This is a genomic window from Ruegeria sp. YTSC230, assembly GCF_059609665.1.
Window position 1 is genome coordinate 320,200 of the sequence record NZ_JBXWMC010000001.1, and the last position, 18,384, is coordinate 338,583.

Genomic DNA, 18,384 nt, shown 5'->3' on the forward strand with positions numbered 1-18,384 from the left:
AAATATAGTGATCTATTGCTTAAAAAGCACAGCATATATCTCTTTGAGACTTCATGATCCGCTTGTTTCAAAGGATAGACTGCGCTCTCGTAATGCACTACGAAATGCACAATTGTTGGCAACAGCAATCGCCAAAGATTTAGAAATTCTAAACTCGTGATGGGTAGAACGAATGGTCAAGCAGCAGCAGATGTCGGTGCAGGACGCCTTTGCCCAAGGCATGGCCCACTACGAAAATGGTCGCCTAAAACAGGCTGCTGGGTTGTTTTCGCGGATCATCCAAGCTGCGCCAAAATTTGCCCCGGCGCATCATGTGCTCGGTTTAATCGCCTTTCAGACCGGACAATTGGAGCCGGCAGTAAATGCCGTGTCACAAGCAGTGCGACTGCAACCTGAGAATGCAAATTTCCTGACTAATTTCACGGAAGTTTTGCGGAGCGCAGGGCAGTTGGACCAAGCCCGCAAAGCAGGTGAACGAGCCGTTCGTCTGGCCCCCGGCCATGCTGCCGCGCACTCAAATCTGGGGCTCGTGTACTACGACGTGAAAGAGTTGGACCTGGCGCAAGCCGCGCAGGAACGAGCCTTGGCCCTAGCGCCGGATTTCGATCGCGCGCTGAATAACCTGGGCAGTATCGCGCGGGACAACTCGAACCGCGACCTTGCGATCAAGTTTTATCAAAAGGCGCTGCGCATAAACCCGGTGTCGTTGGAAACGGCCAACAATCTGATTTCAGTCTTAATCGAAGCCGAAAAGGTGGACGAAGCCCACCGCGCCGCTGAAATGCATCTTAAACATGCTCCCAAGGATGCCGAGTTGCACCGGAACTTTGGACGGATTTTCTTGTTGCAAAACGATTTGGATAAGGCGGAAAACGCCTGCCGAAATGCCATCGCTCTCAACCCGCAAAAGGCCGAAAGCTACGTCGGGTTGTCACAGGTGCTGTTTGAGAAAAATCACCCCAAACTGGCTTTGGTTGAAGCCGATCAAGCCTTGCGTTTAGACCCTGAAAGCGCTGCGGCGTGCCATCAGACCGCCATCGTCAAAGCACATCTTGGCGATGTCGAGACAGCCAAGGCACTTTACGTGAAAGCGATGGAACTGAAGCCCGATTTGGCTGCAAGCCGTCTTGCCCTAGGTCATTTAGCTTTGGAGCAGGGTGACTTCGACAAAGCACGCGGTCATTTTGAAACCGCCGCGGAGTCGTCTGATGATGCGCTTAGCGCGCATATTGCACTGGCCCGATTGGAAAAAATCACCGAAGACAGCCCGGTTTTTCAAACGCTTGAGGCCGCATTACCGGACGTGCAGTCCATGCTGCCTCAAAAGGCCACGGCTTTTCACTACGCTCTGGGCGATTGCTACGAAAAACTCAAACGCTACGACGCGGCGTTTGCTCAGTTTGATGCTGGCGCGCGGATCAAAAGGTCGATGGTGTCCTATGATGCTGCAGATACCGACCGTTTGACGGACGATCTGATTGCGACCTTTGACGCTGAAATGATCGCGAGGCTGCGCGACGCCTCTGTGTCCAGCCGGAAGCCGATCTTTGTGCTCGGCATGCCACGGTCGGGCACTACATTGACCGAGTCAATTCTGGACGCACATCCAGAAATTACCGGTGCCGGAGAACTCAACGATCTGCAGAACCTGTTCGGCCGTCTCGAGGACGGGCGGTCGAATGTTCCTCTTTCTGTTCAGTCGGTTTCAAACGACATTCTGACGCGGCGTGCGGAAGATTATCTGCGTATTTTAGATGACCATGCACCGGGCGATATACGCGTTGTTGACAAGATGCCCGCGAATTTTCAGCTGATTGGATTGATCCACGGCCTGATGTCAAACGCGCGGATCATTCATATCTCACGCGATCCGTTAGATATCTGTTTGTCCTGCTATACCCGTTTGTTTGAGCGCAGTCAGTTGCACAGCTATGATCAGATTGAACTGGGGCGGTACTATAATAATTATGTAAGGCTCATGACCTATTGGCACACGGCCTTGCCTCCTGGATCATTTCACAGCATTCGGTACGAAGACTTGGTGGACGATATCGAATCCGTGGCCCGCGGAATGATCGACTATTGTGGATTGGAGTGGAACCCGAGCTGTCTGGAGTTTCACTCTGGCCAACGGCGGGTCCGAACCGCCAGTGTTCAACAAGTGCGCCAACCTCTATACAAGACATCGAAGAAAAAGTGGCGCAGGTTCGAACAACATTTGCAGCCGTTAATTGAGACGATTGGCGATAACCGCATCACTTTCTGATTAAGAACCTTTTACGTGGTCAGCCGGATTTTCCGACTGTTATCCTTCATAAGTTCGTTTCTTTCTTTCGTTCCTTCACGGAAGGTGTCGGACCAATGATCGTTGGGCGTTTCGATTATAAAAATAAGGGGTGATAGGCGCTAGTTTGATTATTCTAGATGCTTCTAGACCGCACCATTATACTCCCGAAGCACACGAATTTCAGCGCCGTTGTCGTGTAGAGTTGCACCAGTTTACGTTGGAATGACCCCTTCACTATTTCCTGTCTCGCCCACGCGGATCGGGATGTGTATGAGTGGGCAAGACTTTTTGGGAAGGATAATATGTCTCAGTCCATCACCGTGTTCACAACGATGAAGAACGAAGGCCCGTATATGTTGGAATGGGTTGCGTTCCACAAAACACTGGGCGTCGACCATTTTGTGATTTTCACCAACGACTGTGATGACGGAACGGACAAAATTGCTGCAAGGTTGCAAGAGCTTGGCCTGGCCACGCATGTCAGCAATGAAGTGAAAGAAGGAGGCAATCCCCAGCACCAGATGCTGCGCCGCGCGCGCCGCCAACCCAAGGTCAAAGAGGCCGACTGGCTGCTGTGTCTGGATGTAGATGAGTTTTGGAATATCCGCTGCGGCGACAACGGATTTCATGACCTTATTGCCGAGGTCGAGCAAAAAGCAGGGCAGCCGGTCGATGCGATATCTTTTGCGTGGAAGTTGTTTGGAAGTTCGGGAAACATCAGTTTCGAAGACAGACCGGTGACCGAGGTTTTCTCGATGGGGGATCAAGAGTTCTCCTATCATTCAAGCCGCGCTTTTGGGCTGAAAACGCTGTTCCGAAATAATGGCAAATTCACCCGGTTTGGCCCGCATCGCCCAAAGGGCTTTGACGAGGAAGTAGCGCCTGACATCGCTTGGTCAGATGCTGGCGGAAAGCTGTTTCCAGCCGATAAAGTCGGTTGGCGGGCGTGGCGCGGGTTCGACCATTCCTTGGGACGCATCCACCACTATTCAGTCCGGTCCATGGACGGGTTTCTGGTCAAGCGCGACCGGGGGCGCACAAACCACATCAAGGTGGATCAGGGACAAGCCTATTGGCAGGACATGAATGCCAACAAAGAGGCCGACCAATCCATCTTGCCTGCCGCGCGCCGCGCCGCACCTCTGCTCGCCGAGCTGAAGGCGGATGAAGAGTTGAACGAATTGCACGTGCAGGCCTGCGACTGGCACCGAGCCAAAGTGTCCGAAATCAAGATGCGCCCGGAATGGGTAGAGTTTCGCGTCTGGCTCGCCGATAACCTGATTTGATCACTATGGCCGAAGACCTATCGAAAGAGCAGCTGAAACCGGAACACCCTGATCGCAAGACAGGGTATGAGCGTATCCTGACGGATCCCGCTCCGCCTTGGTTTGTCGAGCTGTACCCCGGCGGCGACGGCACTGGGTACTTTCAAAAGCTGGAACGCCACTCGATCCTGTTCCATCAGCGCTACCCGAAGCGTCTGGTAGTCAGCTTCGACAATATCGCCAACGCCAATGACCTGTCCTTCGCGCGCGAGCCGTGGGGCTGGAAATTCTTTCGCGACGAAGGGTGGTCCCACATGGGCGTCTTCGCGCGCACCAAGGCATGGTATCGCGACCCCGAGATCATTTCCTATTTTGAAAACAAGGTCGCCGAGGGGTTCTTTGACCGGTTCGATCAGGTGGTTTTTGCAGGCGCATCGATGGGCGGCTTTGGGGCACTGACCTTTTCGGCGCATGTACCCGGCGCGCATGTGATCGCGTTCAACCCTCAGACAACATTGGATGAACGGCTGGTGCCTTGGGAAACCCGCTATAGGTTCGGCCGCGTACAGGATTGGGATTTGCCGATGAGCGATGCGGCTCAAACTGTTCAGACAGCTGGTAAGGCCTACGTCTTTTACGACCCATTCTTTGATTTGGACCGGCAGCAGGTTCAGCGTCTGCAGGGCGACAACGTGATGTTGCTCAAGACCTGGTTTTCAAACCATTTCGCGGCGCCCATGCTGCGCAAGCTGGATATCCTCAAGCCCGTGATGCTGGGGGCGATGGACGGCTCACTGGATACGGTTGGGTATTACAAGATGATGCGCGCCCGACGTCGCCTGCCTATGTATATTCGGGGGATTGAGGCAATAGGCGCCGAGCGGCACCCTGACTTGGCGGCAAAAGCCCGGCAGCGGTTCCGCCGACTGCGCCGGCAGGCCATGGCCGAGAAGGAAAGGGACGCCTCGTGAGCGCCGCCAAAGGTGTGTTTGTCGGTCAGCGCAAGGACCGCATGGGCGCGCGGTTGCTGATGATGCTGACTTGCATCCGGCTGGCCGAAGATTTCGGCACGACCTACCGGGTGAATTGGTTCCCGCAGGGCGCGGACGCACCCGAGCTTGACCACCCACAAGAGTTGTTCGCGCAGGACTGGATGGATGAACATTTCCTTAGTCCTAAGGAGTTCGGAGCTCTTTCGCAGAATGCCTTGCCGATCTGGTCCTTCCAAAGCGACACCTCGTCCGACCGCCTGATTGCGCATCTCAACGCCGGACGGTCGGTGTTGGTCGAGGAAGGTTTCGAGGTGCTGGCCTTCCCGTGGGAGGACGTCGAGACCATCCGGCCAAGGTATCGCGACTTCATCCACCGGGTCGGGTTCACGGAAGAAATACGCGAAATTATGGATTGCGCGGATGCCAGACTGTCAGGGCAGGGTGTATCTGCCTATCACATCCGCCGTGGTGATATTTTGAATGGGTTGCCGTGGAAGCACACGACCTGGCCCGCAAAGATCGAACCCGAAGAACTGTATGAGGCACATCTGGCGAAGAACACCGATAAAGGGGCCATTATGTTCTCGGACCAGCCGGAACTGATTGCCCGGTTTCAGAAACAGTTTCCGCATCTATTGCAGATGTCAGACATTGCTGATGTCTCAGGCATGACGCGAGCAAAGCGGGATTTTCTTGAACTCTACACAATGTCGCGGGCGGATCTGGTAATTGCGCCTGCAGTTTCGGCATTTTCGATGGCGGCCTCACGGATTGCAGGACATCAAAGCAAGATGTTTCGGGACGTTCTCTCAGAAGACGAACTCAATGCCGCTAACGAGAAAGTCGTTCAGAGACTGTCCAAAGGAGATACGGGGTTTCTAAATCCGTCCGAAGCTGCACACATTTACGCAAAAGCGACGTTTCATCTGTTTGATTTTCGCGCTGAGGATCGCACTGCATTGGCAACGGAGATTGGAAACCAGATCCTTGAGGCCGGAGCGGACAATGCGTTCCTGCCAGTGTTACAGGCAATTAACTTTTTCTATTTGCGGCGAGGCGACGAAGCATTGCAGATGGCCGATCGGGCGTTGGGAGATATTAACCTCTGGCCCGAGGACCACGCGGTAGCGCGCGCGTTGAGGGCTGCGGTTCTGGGCTCTCAGAAAAAAAGGTGGATGGCGGCACGAGAATTCAGCTTGGCGTTTTGGGCCAAACCTCTGCGGCCGGATGTTACAATTTTTGGGTCGCGCCTGTTGTTCCGTGATCAACTTGCTTTCAGGGCACTGCCACCAATCGACTGGGCTGTTCAGAAATCAATTCGTAGATCTTGGTTCAATTTCAATGCACATGTTGCGCAACGGAAGGTTATTGCCCGCCGTCCGTGTAACTTTGATCTCATTCTTCTGGATTGGTCCGTTCTGTCTCTGGATGAACGCGCGCGGCGTTTGAAAGGCAACAGAGAACGTCTTTTGGCGCTGCAAGATGGTCTTAAGACCATGAAGAACTTGTCACCAGATGCCCAGTTTTCCGAGGATAGCCCCGAGCACAAAAGTTTGACATCCGTGCTGCAGGTTCGTCTGGGCCGGATGCCAAATGAAAAGGCCATTGATGTTGCGCAATGGGTTTGTACACAACGTCCGGACAATCCTCTTTATCAGAAACGTCTGTCAGAACTATATGAAGCGGAAGGCGACAATTCGCGGGCGCGTTTGGCGATGGCGGATGCATTGGCCTGTGATCCCGGTAATCCGTTTCTGATTTTCGCGATGGGGTGTTTTCTGGACCGGATTGGCGCAGAAGAGCAGGCACATCAACAAATTATGGAAGCAGCCGACATCGATGACAACACAGCGGCAATACAGGGTGCTGCAGGGCAATTATTGCTTCGACAGGGAGAAAAGGCCAAAGCCCGAAAATACCTGTCCCGGGCGCGTGACCTTTGCCCCAAACTCAAGCGGTTCTCGAACCAACTTAAACGGGCAGGTGGGTAATTGACCGGATTTCCCCTTGGTAGTTCCACTAATTCAACGTAATTTACCGGCAAATTCAGAATGATCCCGATTAGTTCCGGGCAAAAACAACGAACAGGGCAGTCAATCATGACCGATCAGGACCCTCGATATATCAGTGTCACTCCGATGAAGAACGAAGGCCCGTTCGTGCTAGAGTGGGTGGCCCATAACCGTGCGATTGGTATCGACCAGATGGTCGTGATGACCAATGACTGCACCGATGGTACCGATGCCTTGCTGCAACGGTTGGATGAAAAGGGCATTCTGATCCACGTCGACAACAACTCGCGTCGCAAGACCAGTCCTCAAAAACGGGCCTATAGGACTTTTCTGAAGATGGAAGTCGCACGCCCGCAGGATTGGGTCGTGGTGATCGACGCCGACGAACATATCAACGTAAAGACCGGTGATCATACGCTGCGGGCTTTGTCCGATGCCATTCCGGACGCCAAGACGATCTCAATGACGTGGCGGTTGTTCGGAAACGCAGGCGTTGTGCGGTATGAAGACCGGTTTTTGTCGGATCAGTTCCGACAGGCTGCCCGTGAACAGACTTACCGGCCGCCGCAGGCATGGGGCTTCAAGACCATGTTTCAGCGGGAGATTTGGGATGGGTTGGGTGTTCACCGCCCCAAAAAGCCGACCGTTGAAACCATCGAAGAATGTCATTGGTACAACGGATCAGGCCAACTGATGCCTGAACGATACTATGAAAAAAGCTGGCGATCGGCCCGTGACTCGGTCGGGTATGAGTTCGTGCAGGTCAACCATTACGCACTGAAGTCCTGTGAAAGCTATCTGGTCAAAAAGATGCGCGGTCGGGCCCACCATTTGGGGGAAAGCCTTGGTCTGGAATACTGGAACATGATGAACCAGAACGCCGAGACGAATACCTCGATAGACGTGGTTTTGGATCGCAAACGTGGTTTCTATTACGAAATGCTCTCTGACCCCGAGGTTGCGCGTCTTCATCATGCGTCTTGCGATCTTCACCGCCAACAGATCGCGCAATTGCGTGACCTGCCCGAGATGCAGGACCTCATGCAGCAGATGACCGCAGGTTTCACGGCCAATCAGCAGGCGTAATACGAAACGGTTCGGGGACAGGAGCTGAGAAATGCTTTGGCTGCATATGGGGATGCCCAAAACGGGCACAACTGCCTTGCAGGGGTTTTTGCGCCGAAACCATGCGGTGATGGACGAAATCGACCTGCACTATATGGAAACAGGCCGGCGCAGGCTGGAAGGTAGTAGTCGGCTCGCCATAAGTCACAACATTGTCGCCTTTCACATCAACCAAAGCGCTGATCCGATGGATCCGTTTCGGTCCGCGATGACCACCGAATATGACACCCATGCGGATAAGACCTGTGTTGTCTCTTCCGAGATGTTCTATGGCTGCAATCTGAATCGGCTGGCCGAGGTTTTTGCTGATATCCCCTCGCGTGCGTTGACGATCACTTATTATTGCCGCCGGTATTCCGATTTCTTCGAGGCTGATTACAAACAGCGGGCCAAGGCAGGGCGGCTTTCCAACGGCGGGACAGAGTACATCCGCCAGCAACTTGATCTTATCCGCAATCACCCGGAACGGTTGAGCTTTTCTGCCAAGCTGGCCGAAATCCGCGCTGCCTTTCCCGGCGTCACCGTTGCTCCGCTTTTATACGAACGCGCGGGCATGGTGCGGGGGAATGTCGTCGATGACTTCCTGTCTCGGATCGGTACGCCATTGGCTGAGGAAGTTTCAGCAGGAGCCGTGTCCAACCCGTCGCAATCCCGCGCGGCGAGCGAAGCTTTTGGTGTCATCTCCCGTGCGCTGGGGCGTAAGAAGAGCCGCCAGTTACGCCGGATATTTGTCGATGATCCTGTCATGGTGCGCCGGAATGATGTGCTGGAACCCGATGAGCGCGCTTGGCTAGACGAATTCGTGGCCAAGCAGGATACCGCCTTTCAGCAAGAGTTCTTTCCCGACCGGCCCGAACTGTTCACCCCGACAAAACTAAGCGATGAGGACAAGATGTTTCGCCGGGATACGCCCGAAGAGTATGAGGCTTTGCGTAGAGCCTCTGAGATTGTGTTTCGGTTGGCTTTGGACGTCTGATCGTTATTCCTGAACGGCGATTTCCTGACGCTGTTTTCCGGTCGTCTTGTCAAAAATTAGGATGCGGTTGTCATCGGTCACGACCGCGTACCAGTTGCTGCCGATGGTCACGGCCTGAGCTTTGGCCCCGTCCGGCAGTTCGATTTGATCGGGCAGGGTAGGGGTTCTGTCCGATAGTCGGATGACAATCAGTGCGAATGTCACTAGAACCCCGCCAATCATCACCGCGGTCAGCAGCATGACCATGCGCCGCAGCAAGCGAAGCTGCGGTGTTTCCTGCGGTTCTTGGGGTTCGGAAGGGACAGTCATGGGCACCCGCCAGATTGAATTTCAGATCGCGGCCGATCCGCCGCCACGCCTTGATAAGGCGCTTTCACGGGATGTACCAGCGGATGAAAACCTGTCGCGCACCCGCCTGACCCGTCTGATCGAAAACGGCGAGGTGACCATTGACGGTGTCGAAGTTCGGGACCCAAAGGCCAAGGTGGCCGAAGGTGCCTCCGTGTCAATCTCCGTCGCCGAAGCCGAAGAAAGCCACATCGGTCCAGAAGATATCCCGCTGAACGTCGTCTATGAGGACGCGGACCTGATCGTCATCAACAAACCGGCAGGCATGGTCGTTCACCCTGCGCCGGGCTCGCCCAACGGAACGCTGGTCAATGCGTTGCTGCATCATTGTGGCGAGGACCTGTCAGGTGTGGGGGGCGTCAAACGCCCTGGCATCGTGCACCGCATCGACAAAGAAACCAGTGGCTTGCTGGTGGTCGCCAAGTCTGACGCGGCCCATCACGGTCTGGCGGCGCAGTTCGAGGCGCATAGCGTCGAACGCTATTACCGCGCGATTTGCTACGGCGTACCGGATGCGAATGACCCACGTTTGCGCGGCATCAAGGGTGTCAGCTTTGAACCGGGCAATATCATGCGCCTGACCACGCAATTGGCGCGGCACAAAACCGACCGGCAGAAACAAGCGGTTCTTTTCCACGGTGGTCGGCATGCAGTGACGCGGGCGCGGTTGGTCGAGACATTTGGCAACCCGGCAGGCATCGCGCTGATTGAATGTTGGCTGGAAACCGGCCGAACGCACCAGATCCGTGTCCATATGGCCCATGCCGGGCATGGGCTGGTTGGCGATCCGGTGTATGGGGGTAAACGCAAGCTTGCGGCGAAAGCCTTCAACCCGGCCGCTGCCGAGGCCGTGCGCGGTTTTTCGCGACAGGCGCTGCATGCAGCAGTTTTAGGCTTTGAGCACCCTGTGACAGGCGAAAACCTTCGGTTTGAGGCCGATTTGCCAAATGATATGGAATTTCTGATTGAACAACTGCGCGCGCCGCTGACATAATACGCAAACATACGTGAGTAACGCGTTCTTAGCTTTCCTTTATCAATCGTTAATTTCAAACTGTTAACGGTACCTCTTGAATGGATCGGGACTTATTCCCATATCCCATGTTAACGAAGTAAACATTTGTCGGAGGGACATGAATCATGGCAAATTACGCAAATCTCCCCGCGCCGACGCCCGAGGGCGGCCTGAACCGCTATATGCAGGAAATTCGCAAATTTCCGCTGCTTGAGCCGGAAGAAGAGTACATGCTCGCCAAGCGTTGGGTCGAAGAGCAAGACACTGAAGCTGCACATAAGATGGTCACGTCGCACCTGCGATTGGCGGCCAAGATCGCTATGGGCTATCGCGGCTATGGCCTGCCACAGGCCGAGGTGATTTCCGAGGCCAATGTGGGCCTGATGCAGGCGGTCAAAAAGTTTGATCCGGAAAAAGGTTTCCGTCTGGCGACCTATGCAATGTGGTGGATTCGTGCCTCGATCCAGGAATACGTTCTGCGGTCGTGGTCGATGGTCAAGCTGGGCACGACATCGGCACAGAAAAAGCTGTTCTTTAACCTTCGCAAAGCCAAAGCCCGTATCGGTGCACTGGAAGAAGGCGACCTGCGTCCTGAAAACGTCAAGCGGATCGCTACTGATCTGGGCGTGACCGAAGCTGAAGTCATCAGCATGAACCGCCGGATGTCTGGTGGTGATGCCTCGCTGAACGCGACCGTCGGGTCCGAAGGCGAAGGCACCATGCAATGGCAGGACTGGCTTGAGGACGAAGATGCAGATCAGGCCGGCGATTACGAAGCTCGCGACGAGCTTGACGCCCGCCGCGAGCTTCTGGCGGCTGCGCTGGATGTCCTGAATGACCGGGAAAAGGACATCCTGACTCAGCGCCGTCTGATGGATCAGCCCGTCACGCTGGAAGAGCTCAGCACGCAGTATAATGTCAGCCGCGAGCGTATTCGTCAGATCGAGGTTCGTGCCTTCGAGAAGCTGCAGAAAAAGATGCGCGAGTTGGCCCGTGAAAAGGGCATGCTGGGTACTGTCTGACCCCATTGGTTCAGCCCGCCACAACGGCGGGCTGATTTTCTTTAGGCGAAAATAAAGCTGTCTTCGGTCAGGTGTCCGGCTCCAACGCCCGTAAGGACAATACTGTCCCCGTCCCCTAGTTCGATGGTGGTCTGGAAGAAGCCACCGGAGATATCATCCTCGATATCTTCAAATCCGGCGATGCCTTCGTAGCCGGACAAGTCAATCTTGTCCTTTCCGACACGGAAGTCGACGATCCAATCATCGCCATCCCCGTTTTCAATGACAAACATGTCTTTGCCACGTCCGCCGAACATGATGTCATCATCGGCTCCACCGTCTATCACATCGGCCCCTCTGCCGCCGAATATCGTATCTTCGCCTTCATCACCGCGCAGAATGTCTTTGCCACGACCGCCAAAGATCACGTCGTGTCCAGCGCCTCCAAGCGCGACATCATTGCCTCGGCCAGTATTGATGACATCATTTCCGCCACCACCATGAACGAAGTCCTGACCGCGCCCGGTAAAGTAGAACTCGTCCGAGTCGTCGCCGAGGATGAAATCGGTGTTCTTCTGACCCAGAATGTCCGTAACCGATACAGGCAGAAGGACTCCGTTTAGGGCGTGAATGATCCCGTTTGTGGCTTCAATATCGGTTTGGATGATACCCGGATCGGCGATGCCGTCATCCGCATCGCCCAGACTTGGTGGGGCGCTTTGAAGGTTCAATTCAACTGACGAACCCTGCAACGTTTCGATCTGCGCGCCGTCGCCCAGGCCGGCAACGGCAGCCAGGTCGAATTCCCCGTTCACCACGTGGTATTTCAGAACCTCTGTCAGCAGGGGGATAGGATCCCCTCCGCCCAACAGAGTCAGCGCCTTGACGATGTGCCCCAACGCGCCTGCTTCGTCCGAACCTGCATAGCCCAATGCCTGGGCAAGTCCGATAAAGGCGGCGTCGGTCGGGGCGAATACCGTAAGGCTGGCCTCGGGGTCATCCAGTACCCCAGCAAGGCCGGCGGCAACAACGGCCTCGCGCAGGATGTCAAAATCTCCGTTGTTGTCATCGAACGAGCCGACGGCTCCGCTCATCAACACGGTTCCGGTAATTGTCTCTGTCGGTGTTGGCATGTCTGGCAATCTCCCACCCAGTTGGTCACAACATCAATCCCGGGTGCTTTGAACGGACAATGCCGACTACCCGGTGACATAGTTGCTACGGCGCAGACAATGAAACGGATCAAGAAATTCTCAGGTTTGCGTGCGTTAATGGGCGGAAAACACCACGAACCCCCTGACTTTAAAGCGATTCCCTGATAGAGACGGCACAAGCTAACAAAGGATGAGGCGGCGGTATGCAGCAACCTGTTCAATGGGGCGTTCTGGGCGCCGCAAAATTCGCACGACAGTTCATGTCGCCGGCAATTCACGCGGCGGACGGGGCCCGGTTGGCAGGTCTTGCCACGTCGGACGCAGCCAAGGCTGAGCCGTTCCAGCAGTACTGCCCTGATCTGACGGTTTATGGCAGCTATGACGCCCTTTTGGCGGATCCCAAAATCGACGCGGTCTATATCCCGCTGCCCAACCACCTGCATGTCGAATGGAGCCTCAAGGCACTGGATGCCGGCAAGCATGTTCTGTGTGAAAAGCCCATGGCCATGTCCGCGCCCGAGTTTGAAGCGCTGATCGAAAAGAGGGATCAGACCGGTTTGCTGGCGGCCGAAGCGTACATGATCGTGCACCACCCGCAGTGGCAATTCGTACGGCAACTGATCGCGGATGGGGCGATCGGAAAGCTTGTGCATGTGACCGGCGCGTTCAGTTTTGACAATCGGGCGGACACCGGCAACATCCGAAACCGGGCCGAAACCGGCGGCGGTGGGCTGCGTGACATCGGCGTCTACGTGATTGGAAGCGCCCGGTTCGCCACTGGGCAAGAACCAGTTTCGGTGCAATCCGCGATCCGCTGGGAAGATGGCATTGATGCCTTCACCGAGATACGCGCGCAATTCCCCGATTTTACCTATTCAAGCTACGTCTCGATCCGGATGCACCCGCATCAGGAAATGGTGTTCCATGGCGAGGGTGGCGTGATCCGCCTGACCGCGCCTTTCAATGCGCGTGTTTTTGGTGAGGCACGGGTGGAACTGCATCGTCCGGGTCTTGAGGTTCAGGTCACGCGGTTCCCGGGCGACGATCACTACAAGCTTCAGGTCGAGGCGTTTTGCCAATCAGTCCGCGACGGGTCTGATTACCCATGCCCGTTGGAATTCTCGCGCGGAACGCAGGCAATGATTGACAGGGTGTTTGAGGGCGCGGTCGCCCTCTGACTTGCCACGCAGCGCTCGGCTGGACTAATCTGGCTGTCACCTGATCAGGAGGGAGACCATGGCAGGCGGTTGGGCGCGTGATGGCGCGGTGAGCGAACAGATTGAAGCGTCCATTACGGACGAACTGGCCCGGATGCAGGCGCAAAAGCGGCCTGTCGGGGAAAGCCGGACCCATTGCGCCGAATGTGAAGAGCCGATTCCAGAAAAGCGGCGAGCTGCCATTCCCGGTGTTAAACTCTGCCTGGATTGCCAGCAGGATCGGGACGGGGCCTTCAAGGGCCGTTCCGGCATCAATCGGCGCGGTTCTAAAGACAGTCAGTTGAAGTAAGCGGGGCACAAGGATGCCCGACACCAAAGAGAAGCAGCCACTCTTGCAAAACGGGCTGGTTCTTGGGTTTCTTGCGGCTTTCCTGTGGGGCACGCACAGCGTCATAGTCCGCTACCTGACCAGCGATCTGGGAGGGCTGCAAATTGCGGTAACGCGCCTGTTCATCGCAGCCATCGCCATCTATTGCATGCTGCGCGTGATGCGGGTCGCTGTTTCAATCCGGTTGAATGACTGGAACTTTCGGCTGGCCGTTCTGTCCACTGTGGTCAACTACATCCTGTTCCACATCGGGCTTGAACATACCGGTGCAGCCAATGCCATGGTTCTTGAGAACACGGCGCCGTTCTTTGTGCTGATCTTCTTGTATTTCTTTGCCGACACGCCCGTTACGCGCACAGACATACTTGCTACGGGGTTGGCGATTTTCGGCGTCTTCCTAACGGTTTATCAGGATTTCCAAGGCGGTGGAGAGCCCCTGTTCGGGGACTTGCTTGAAATCGGCGCAGGGCTAAGCTGGGCGGTTTTCCTAATCTCGAGCAGCCGGGCGATGCGAAATTCTGAAACGACCGGAGAACGTCTGAACTTCCTATTTGGGATATTCTTGTGCTCGGGTGTGCTTTTGGTCCCGCTGGCGGCATTTTCACTGCAGATACCTGCAGCCAACGATGTCGTGTTCCTGATTTTGTTGGGGGTGCTGCCGACCGCTTTGGCCTACTACCTGTGGTACGAGGCCGCCGCGCGGGTCTCGACGTTGACCGCGACCTTGATGTTCGCCGCATCCGTGGTGTTCACGTTCATCAACTCAGCCCTGTTTCTGGGGGCCGCAATCACGCCGGTCGCGGCCCTAGGGGCTGTGTTGATTGTGGTCGCCATTTTCCTGACGACCAAAAGCCAGAAGTGACTAGTTTTCCATCGCTTCCAGCTCGTCGATAAAGCCGGAAATCATCGACAGACCCTTGTCCCAGAATTTGGGATCGCTTGCATCCAATCCGAACGGGGCCAACAGTTCCTTGTGGTGTTTGGACCCGCCTGCACGCAGCATTTCGAAATACTTGTCCTCGAACCCGTCCGCACCGCTTTCGTAGACCGAGTATAGCGCGTTCACCAAACCGTCACCGAACGCATAGGCGTAGACGTAGAACGGTGAATGGACGAAGTGCGGGATATAAGCCCAGAAGGTCTCGTACCCATCCATGAATTCAAATGCGGGCCCAAGGCTTTCGGCCTGAACGCTCATCCACAAAGCGTTGATGTCATCCGGGGTCAGCTCGCCCTCGCGACGGGCGGCGTGCAGTTTGCATTCAAAATCGTAAAAGGCGATCTGACGTACGACCGTGTTAATCATATCCTCGACCTTGCCGGCCAGCAGCACCTTGCGCTGTTCCGGAGTTTCGGCCTTGTCCAACATCTTGCGGAAGGTCAGCATTTCACCAAAGACCGAAGCCGTTTCTGCCAACGTCAGTGGGGTAGAAGACAGCATCTCGCCCTGATCGGCCGCCAGTACCTGATGGACGCCGTGCCCCAACTCATGCGCCAGTGTCATCACGTCGCGCGGTTTGCCCAGATAATTGAGCATCACGTATGGATGAACCTCGGTGACGGTCGGATGCGCAAACGCGCCCGGAGCCTTCCCGGGTTTAACCGCAGCGTCGATCCAACCCTTCGAGAAAAACGGAGCCGCGATTTCACCCATGCGGGGATCGAAGGCAGTATAGGCGTCCATCACTGTCTTTTCGGCTTCATCCCAATCAACGATGCGGGTGTCTTCCATCGGCAGCGGAGCGTTACGATCCCAGACCTGCATGACATCCAGACCCAGCCATTTGCGTTTCAGCTCATAATAGCGATGGCTGAGCTTGGGGTAGGCGGCCACGACCGCCTCACGCAGAGCCTCAACGACCTCGGGTTCCACGTCGTTGGACAGGTGGCGACCGGTTTGCGCGGTCGGCATGTTGCGCCAGCGGTCGACAATTTCCTTTTCTTTGGCCTGTGTGTTGTGGACACGGGCGAAGGTTTTGACGTTGTCCTGAAACACAGCGGCCAACTCGCGCGCGGCTGCTTCGCGTTTGGCACGGTCCTGCTCTGTCAAAAAGTTCAGGGTGCCTTCAATGTTCAGTTCTTCGCCATCAACAGTGAAGGTCAACCCGGCAATGGTTTCGTCAAAAAGACGCTCCCACGCGTCGCCAACAACGCCGAGGTCGTGCAGGAATTTCTCAAGCTCGTCAGACAGTTGGTAGGGTTTCATCGCGCGGATGCGGCGGAAGACCGGTTCGTACCGCGCCAGATCGGCATTCACATCGAAATGCGCCTTCAGGACATCATCGTCGATGCGGTTGATCTCAAGCGTGAAGAACACCAGCGGGGTGGTGAAGATGGTGATCTTTTCCTGCATGTCGGACAGGAACTTGGCACGCTCGGCATCTGTGGTCAGCTGATAGTAGCGCAGGCCGGCAAACGACATGATGCGCCCGGCGATTGAATTGATCTTCTCATTGCGCTCGACGCAGGTCAGCAGACCCGCAGCATCCAGATCAGCCAGCTTACCCTCGTAGTCTTCGGCAAACGAGGCGCATTCCTTTTCCAACCAGTCCAGATCGCGGGACAGTTCGGGCGCGTCCTCTGAGGTGTAGAGATCGGTCAGATCCCATTCCGGCAGGTTGCCCAGATTGCCGGCACCTCCGGCAGCATTTGCGTCTCGGACGGGAAAGGGAAGGTCGCGCATGGATCACCTCGATAATAGCTTTCGCCAACATCTAGGCGCGCGAGACGGGGATCACAAGCGGTGCGTGATCAGACTTCGGAAGACAGAACCGGTTCCGGCACCGCGTCAGTTTGCGCGGCTTTGAAATGAGCGGTCAACTGGTCAAAGACCGGCCCGCGCACGTCGGGCGCTTCCATCAGAACTTCGTGCTCGCCATCCGGGATTTCGACCAAAGTGCCACTCGGCCAGTTCGCCATGCGGGCGCGGATAGCCTTGCGATCGACAATCTGTTCATGGCTGCCCAGAAAGGTAAGACACGGCGTATCCGGTGCGGTCTGGTCCATCAACCATACGCATTCATCCAACGCTTCGCGCAGCCAGATTGTCGAAGGCGCGCCAAGCGCCAGCTCGGGCTGTGCAGCCAGTTGATCTTTCATCATCTGGAACATGTCCGGATCGCGGGTCAGTACATTACCCTCGAACGGTTGGGAGGCCACATAGCTTTCCAAGGATGTGGTCGGTGGTGTTTTTTCCCCCAACCCGATCCTAGGCCCCCAATAGGCTGTCAGACGGCTGAGCGGTTTCATGATCGGGGTAAAGAAAATGCCCCACATCGGCCCGGTAAAGGCACAGGCGGCAAAGCAGTTCTTTTCCAAAGCCGCGCGCATACCAATAGCCCCGCCCATGGAATGTCCGATCACGAACCAAGGCTTCGGCAGGTTCAGTTCGGTTGCCAGGTCCAGCGTGGCCTGAACGTCCTGTTGATAGTCCGTGAACTGCTCGACATGCCCGACGCGCGGGTCATCCAGTAACCGGTCGGCCAGGCCCTGACCGCGCCAGTCGACAGCCAAAAACGCAAAGCCGCGATCCGTAAACTCGGCCGCGCAATTGCCGTACTTTTCGATATATTCGGTGCGGCCGGGAAACATCATCACCGTGCCGCTGGTATCGCCTTCGGGCAGCCAGTGGCCCACCCGAATGCGTGTGTTGTCCGCTGTGTTCAGCCAATGAGCCTGACCACCGGCGGGGACGCCGGCCATGTCTGCAAAGAAAGGGGCCGGCGACAGGTCCATCAGGCCAGTGCCGATGCCAGTTGCATGGCAACGCCCATGTCACCGTCCACGGTCAGCTTGCCTGACATGAACGCGCCGGTGGGGTTCAATTCACCGCTGAGTATTTGTTCGAACGTATCCGCATCGGCGTTCATGGTGACGTCTGTTTCCTCGTCACTGACGCGCGCGCCGCTTGCGTCCAGAACGATTGAGCCCAGATCTGCGATGGCAAATTTTGCCGACGCGGTAAAATCGCCGCCAGACAGTTTTTCGTTCAACGCGGCTGCCGCTTTTTCCAGAGTGTCGCTCATGATTCTCCTCACTATGTTTGTGCGCCGGGAATGGACATCCGCGGGCGCAGCGCTACACTGAACGTTGTTATGAGCATTGCAAGCACCAATCTCAAAGGTATCGTCGCGGCAACAGCGCTTCTAGTCACGTTTTCCATTCCTTCTTTCGCCCAAACGGCGGATTCCAAGGATGAGGAACAACTATTGCTGCAACTGTCGGAGGCAACGCCCGAACAGGCGATGAACATAGATCGTCAGCTCAAGGCGCTGTGGGCACAGTCTGGCTCGGCCTCGGCGGATCTGTTGCTTGAGCGCGGGCGCGAGGCGCTGGAGGACGGCGACTCGCTGGCCGCGATCCAGCATCTGACTGCGCTGACTGATCACGCGCCGCAATTCGCCGAAGCCTGGCACGTGCGGGCATCGGCCTTTTTCGGGATCGAACGTTTCGGTATGGCTGCGGCTGATCTGGAATACGCCCTGACGCTGAACCCGAACAACTATGAGGCCATCTACGGATTGGGACTGATTCTTGAGATCGTCGATCGACCCGACAAAGCGCTGGACGCTTATGAGCGTGCTTTAGCTATACATCCCCATCACGAAGAAGTAACCAATGCCGTGAATCGACTGAAGCCCCGGGTCGAGGGCTCGGCCCTCTAA

17 protein-coding genes are annotated in these 18,384 nt (G+C 55.9%); 12 read left to right on the plus strand and 5 right to left on the minus strand.

The features are described 5' to 3' along the window. The first annotated feature begins 172 nt into the window (after positions 1–172). The 6 genes from AC2FD9_RS01505 to AC2FD9_RS01530 all read left to right on the plus strand — a co-directional run bounded on the left by AC2FD9_RS01505 (position 173) and on the right by AC2FD9_RS01530 (position 8,657). Positions 173–2,266, plus strand: coding sequence for a tetratricopeptide repeat-containing sulfotransferase family protein (locus AC2FD9_RS01505; protein ID WP_496835042.1), 2,094 nt, complete (start codon positions 173–175; stop codon positions 2,264–2,266). Positions 2,267–2,589: 323 nt separating this feature from the next. Beyond that, the gene (locus tag AC2FD9_RS01510; protein ID WP_496835044.1) at positions 2,590–3,573 is read left to right on the plus strand and encodes a glycosyltransferase family 2 protein; all 984 of its coding nucleotides are present in this window, start codon (positions 2,590–2,592) and stop codon (positions 3,571–3,573) included. 5 nt (positions 3,574–3,578) lie between these two features. After that, positions 3,579–4,523, plus strand: a complete 945-nt coding sequence (locus tag AC2FD9_RS01515) for a hypothetical protein (protein WP_496695087.1) — start codon at positions 3,579–3,581, stop codon at positions 4,521–4,523. Continuing rightward, positions 4,520–6,535 (plus strand): hypothetical protein, encoded by a 2,016-nt coding sequence (locus AC2FD9_RS01520; protein ID WP_496835046.1) that lies wholly within the window; start codon positions 4,520–4,522, stop codon positions 6,533–6,535. Before AC2FD9_RS01515 ends, AC2FD9_RS01520 begins: the two co-directional genes overlap by 4 nt. A 108-nt stretch (positions 6,536–6,643) precedes the next feature. Beyond that, entirely contained in the window at positions 6,644–7,642 is a 999-nt protein-coding gene (locus tag AC2FD9_RS01525; protein WP_496753657.1) for a glycosyltransferase family 2 protein, read from the plus strand. Positions 7,643–7,673: 31 nt separating this feature from the next. Then, on the plus strand, positions 7,674–8,657 hold the full coding sequence (locus AC2FD9_RS01530; protein WP_496835048.1) for a hypothetical protein: 984 nt from the start codon (positions 7,674–7,676) through the stop codon (positions 8,655–8,657). A gap of 3 nt (positions 8,658–8,660) precedes the next feature. Here AC2FD9_RS01530 and AC2FD9_RS01535 read toward each other — a convergent pair whose 3' ends face one another. After that, the gene (locus AC2FD9_RS01535) at positions 8,661–8,966 is read right to left on the minus strand and encodes a DUF6476 family protein (RefSeq protein ID WP_058277654.1); all 306 of its coding nucleotides are present in this window, start codon (positions 8,964–8,966) and stop codon (positions 8,661–8,663) included. Here AC2FD9_RS01535 and AC2FD9_RS01540 point away from each other — a divergent pair. After that, positions 8,965–9,999, plus strand: a complete 1,035-nt coding sequence (locus tag AC2FD9_RS01540; RefSeq protein ID WP_496835050.1) for an RluA family pseudouridine synthase — start codon at positions 8,965–8,967, stop codon at positions 9,997–9,999. The genes AC2FD9_RS01535 and AC2FD9_RS01540 overlap by 2 nt on opposite strands. Before the next feature lie 146 nt (positions 10,000–10,145). Beyond that, positions 10,146–11,042: an RNA polymerase sigma factor RpoH gene (gene rpoH / locus AC2FD9_RS01545; protein WP_058273882.1), complete on the plus strand. Its 897-nt coding sequence runs from the start codon at positions 10,146–10,148 to the stop codon at positions 11,040–11,042. Positions 11,043–11,083: 41 nt separating this feature from the next. Here the strand turns inward: rpoH and AC2FD9_RS01550 are convergent, their stop codons facing one another. Continuing rightward, positions 11,084–12,154: a fasciclin domain-containing protein gene (locus AC2FD9_RS01550; RefSeq protein WP_108858886.1), complete on the minus strand. Its 1,071-nt coding sequence runs from the start codon at positions 12,152–12,154 to the stop codon at positions 11,084–11,086. A 224-nt stretch (positions 12,155–12,378) separates the two neighbouring features. Here AC2FD9_RS01550 and AC2FD9_RS01555 point away from each other — a divergent pair, with 224 nt between their 5' ends. The 3 genes from AC2FD9_RS01555 to AC2FD9_RS01565 are packed head-to-tail and all read left to right on the plus strand — an operon-like array spanning position 12,379 to position 14,582. Next, positions 12,379–13,353 carry a Gfo/Idh/MocA family protein gene (locus AC2FD9_RS01555; RefSeq protein WP_108858885.1) on the plus strand — a complete coding sequence of 325 codons (975 nt, stop codon included), beginning with the start codon at positions 12,379–12,381 and terminating at the stop codon, positions 13,351–13,353. Between the two features lie 58 nt (positions 13,354–13,411). Next, a complete protein-coding gene (locus tag AC2FD9_RS01560; RefSeq protein WP_108858884.1) occupies positions 13,412–13,681 on the plus strand; it encodes a DksA/TraR family C4-type zinc finger protein in 270 nt (89 codons plus the stop codon). A gap of 13 nt (positions 13,682–13,694) precedes the next feature. Then, complete coding sequence (locus AC2FD9_RS01565; RefSeq protein WP_108858883.1) at positions 13,695–14,582, plus strand: DMT family transporter; 888 nt, start codon at positions 13,695–13,697, stop codon at positions 14,580–14,582. Here AC2FD9_RS01565 and AC2FD9_RS01570 read toward each other — a convergent pair whose 3' ends face one another. From AC2FD9_RS01570 to AC2FD9_RS01580, 3 genes are all read right to left on the minus strand, one after another. Next, positions 14,583–16,403, minus strand: a complete 1,821-nt coding sequence (locus tag AC2FD9_RS01570) for a M3 family oligoendopeptidase (protein ID WP_496835052.1) — start codon at positions 16,401–16,403, stop codon at positions 14,583–14,585. It lies immediately after the preceding gene. Between the two features lie 68 nt (positions 16,404–16,471). Further along, positions 16,472–17,455: an alpha/beta fold hydrolase gene (locus AC2FD9_RS01575; protein ID WP_496835053.1), complete on the minus strand. Its 984-nt coding sequence runs from the start codon at positions 17,453–17,455 to the stop codon at positions 16,472–16,474. Next, entirely contained in the window at positions 17,455–17,745 is a 291-nt protein-coding gene (locus tag AC2FD9_RS01580; protein WP_058273875.1) for an SCP2 sterol-binding domain-containing protein, read from the minus strand. Before AC2FD9_RS01580 ends, AC2FD9_RS01575 begins: the two co-directional genes overlap by 1 nt. 69 nt (positions 17,746–17,814) lie before the next feature. Here AC2FD9_RS01580 and AC2FD9_RS01585 point away from each other — a divergent pair, with 69 nt between their 5' ends. Next, positions 17,815–18,384 carry a tetratricopeptide repeat protein gene (locus AC2FD9_RS01585; RefSeq protein ID WP_496835055.1) on the plus strand — a complete coding sequence of 190 codons (570 nt, stop codon included), beginning with the start codon at positions 17,815–17,817 and terminating at the stop codon, positions 18,382–18,384.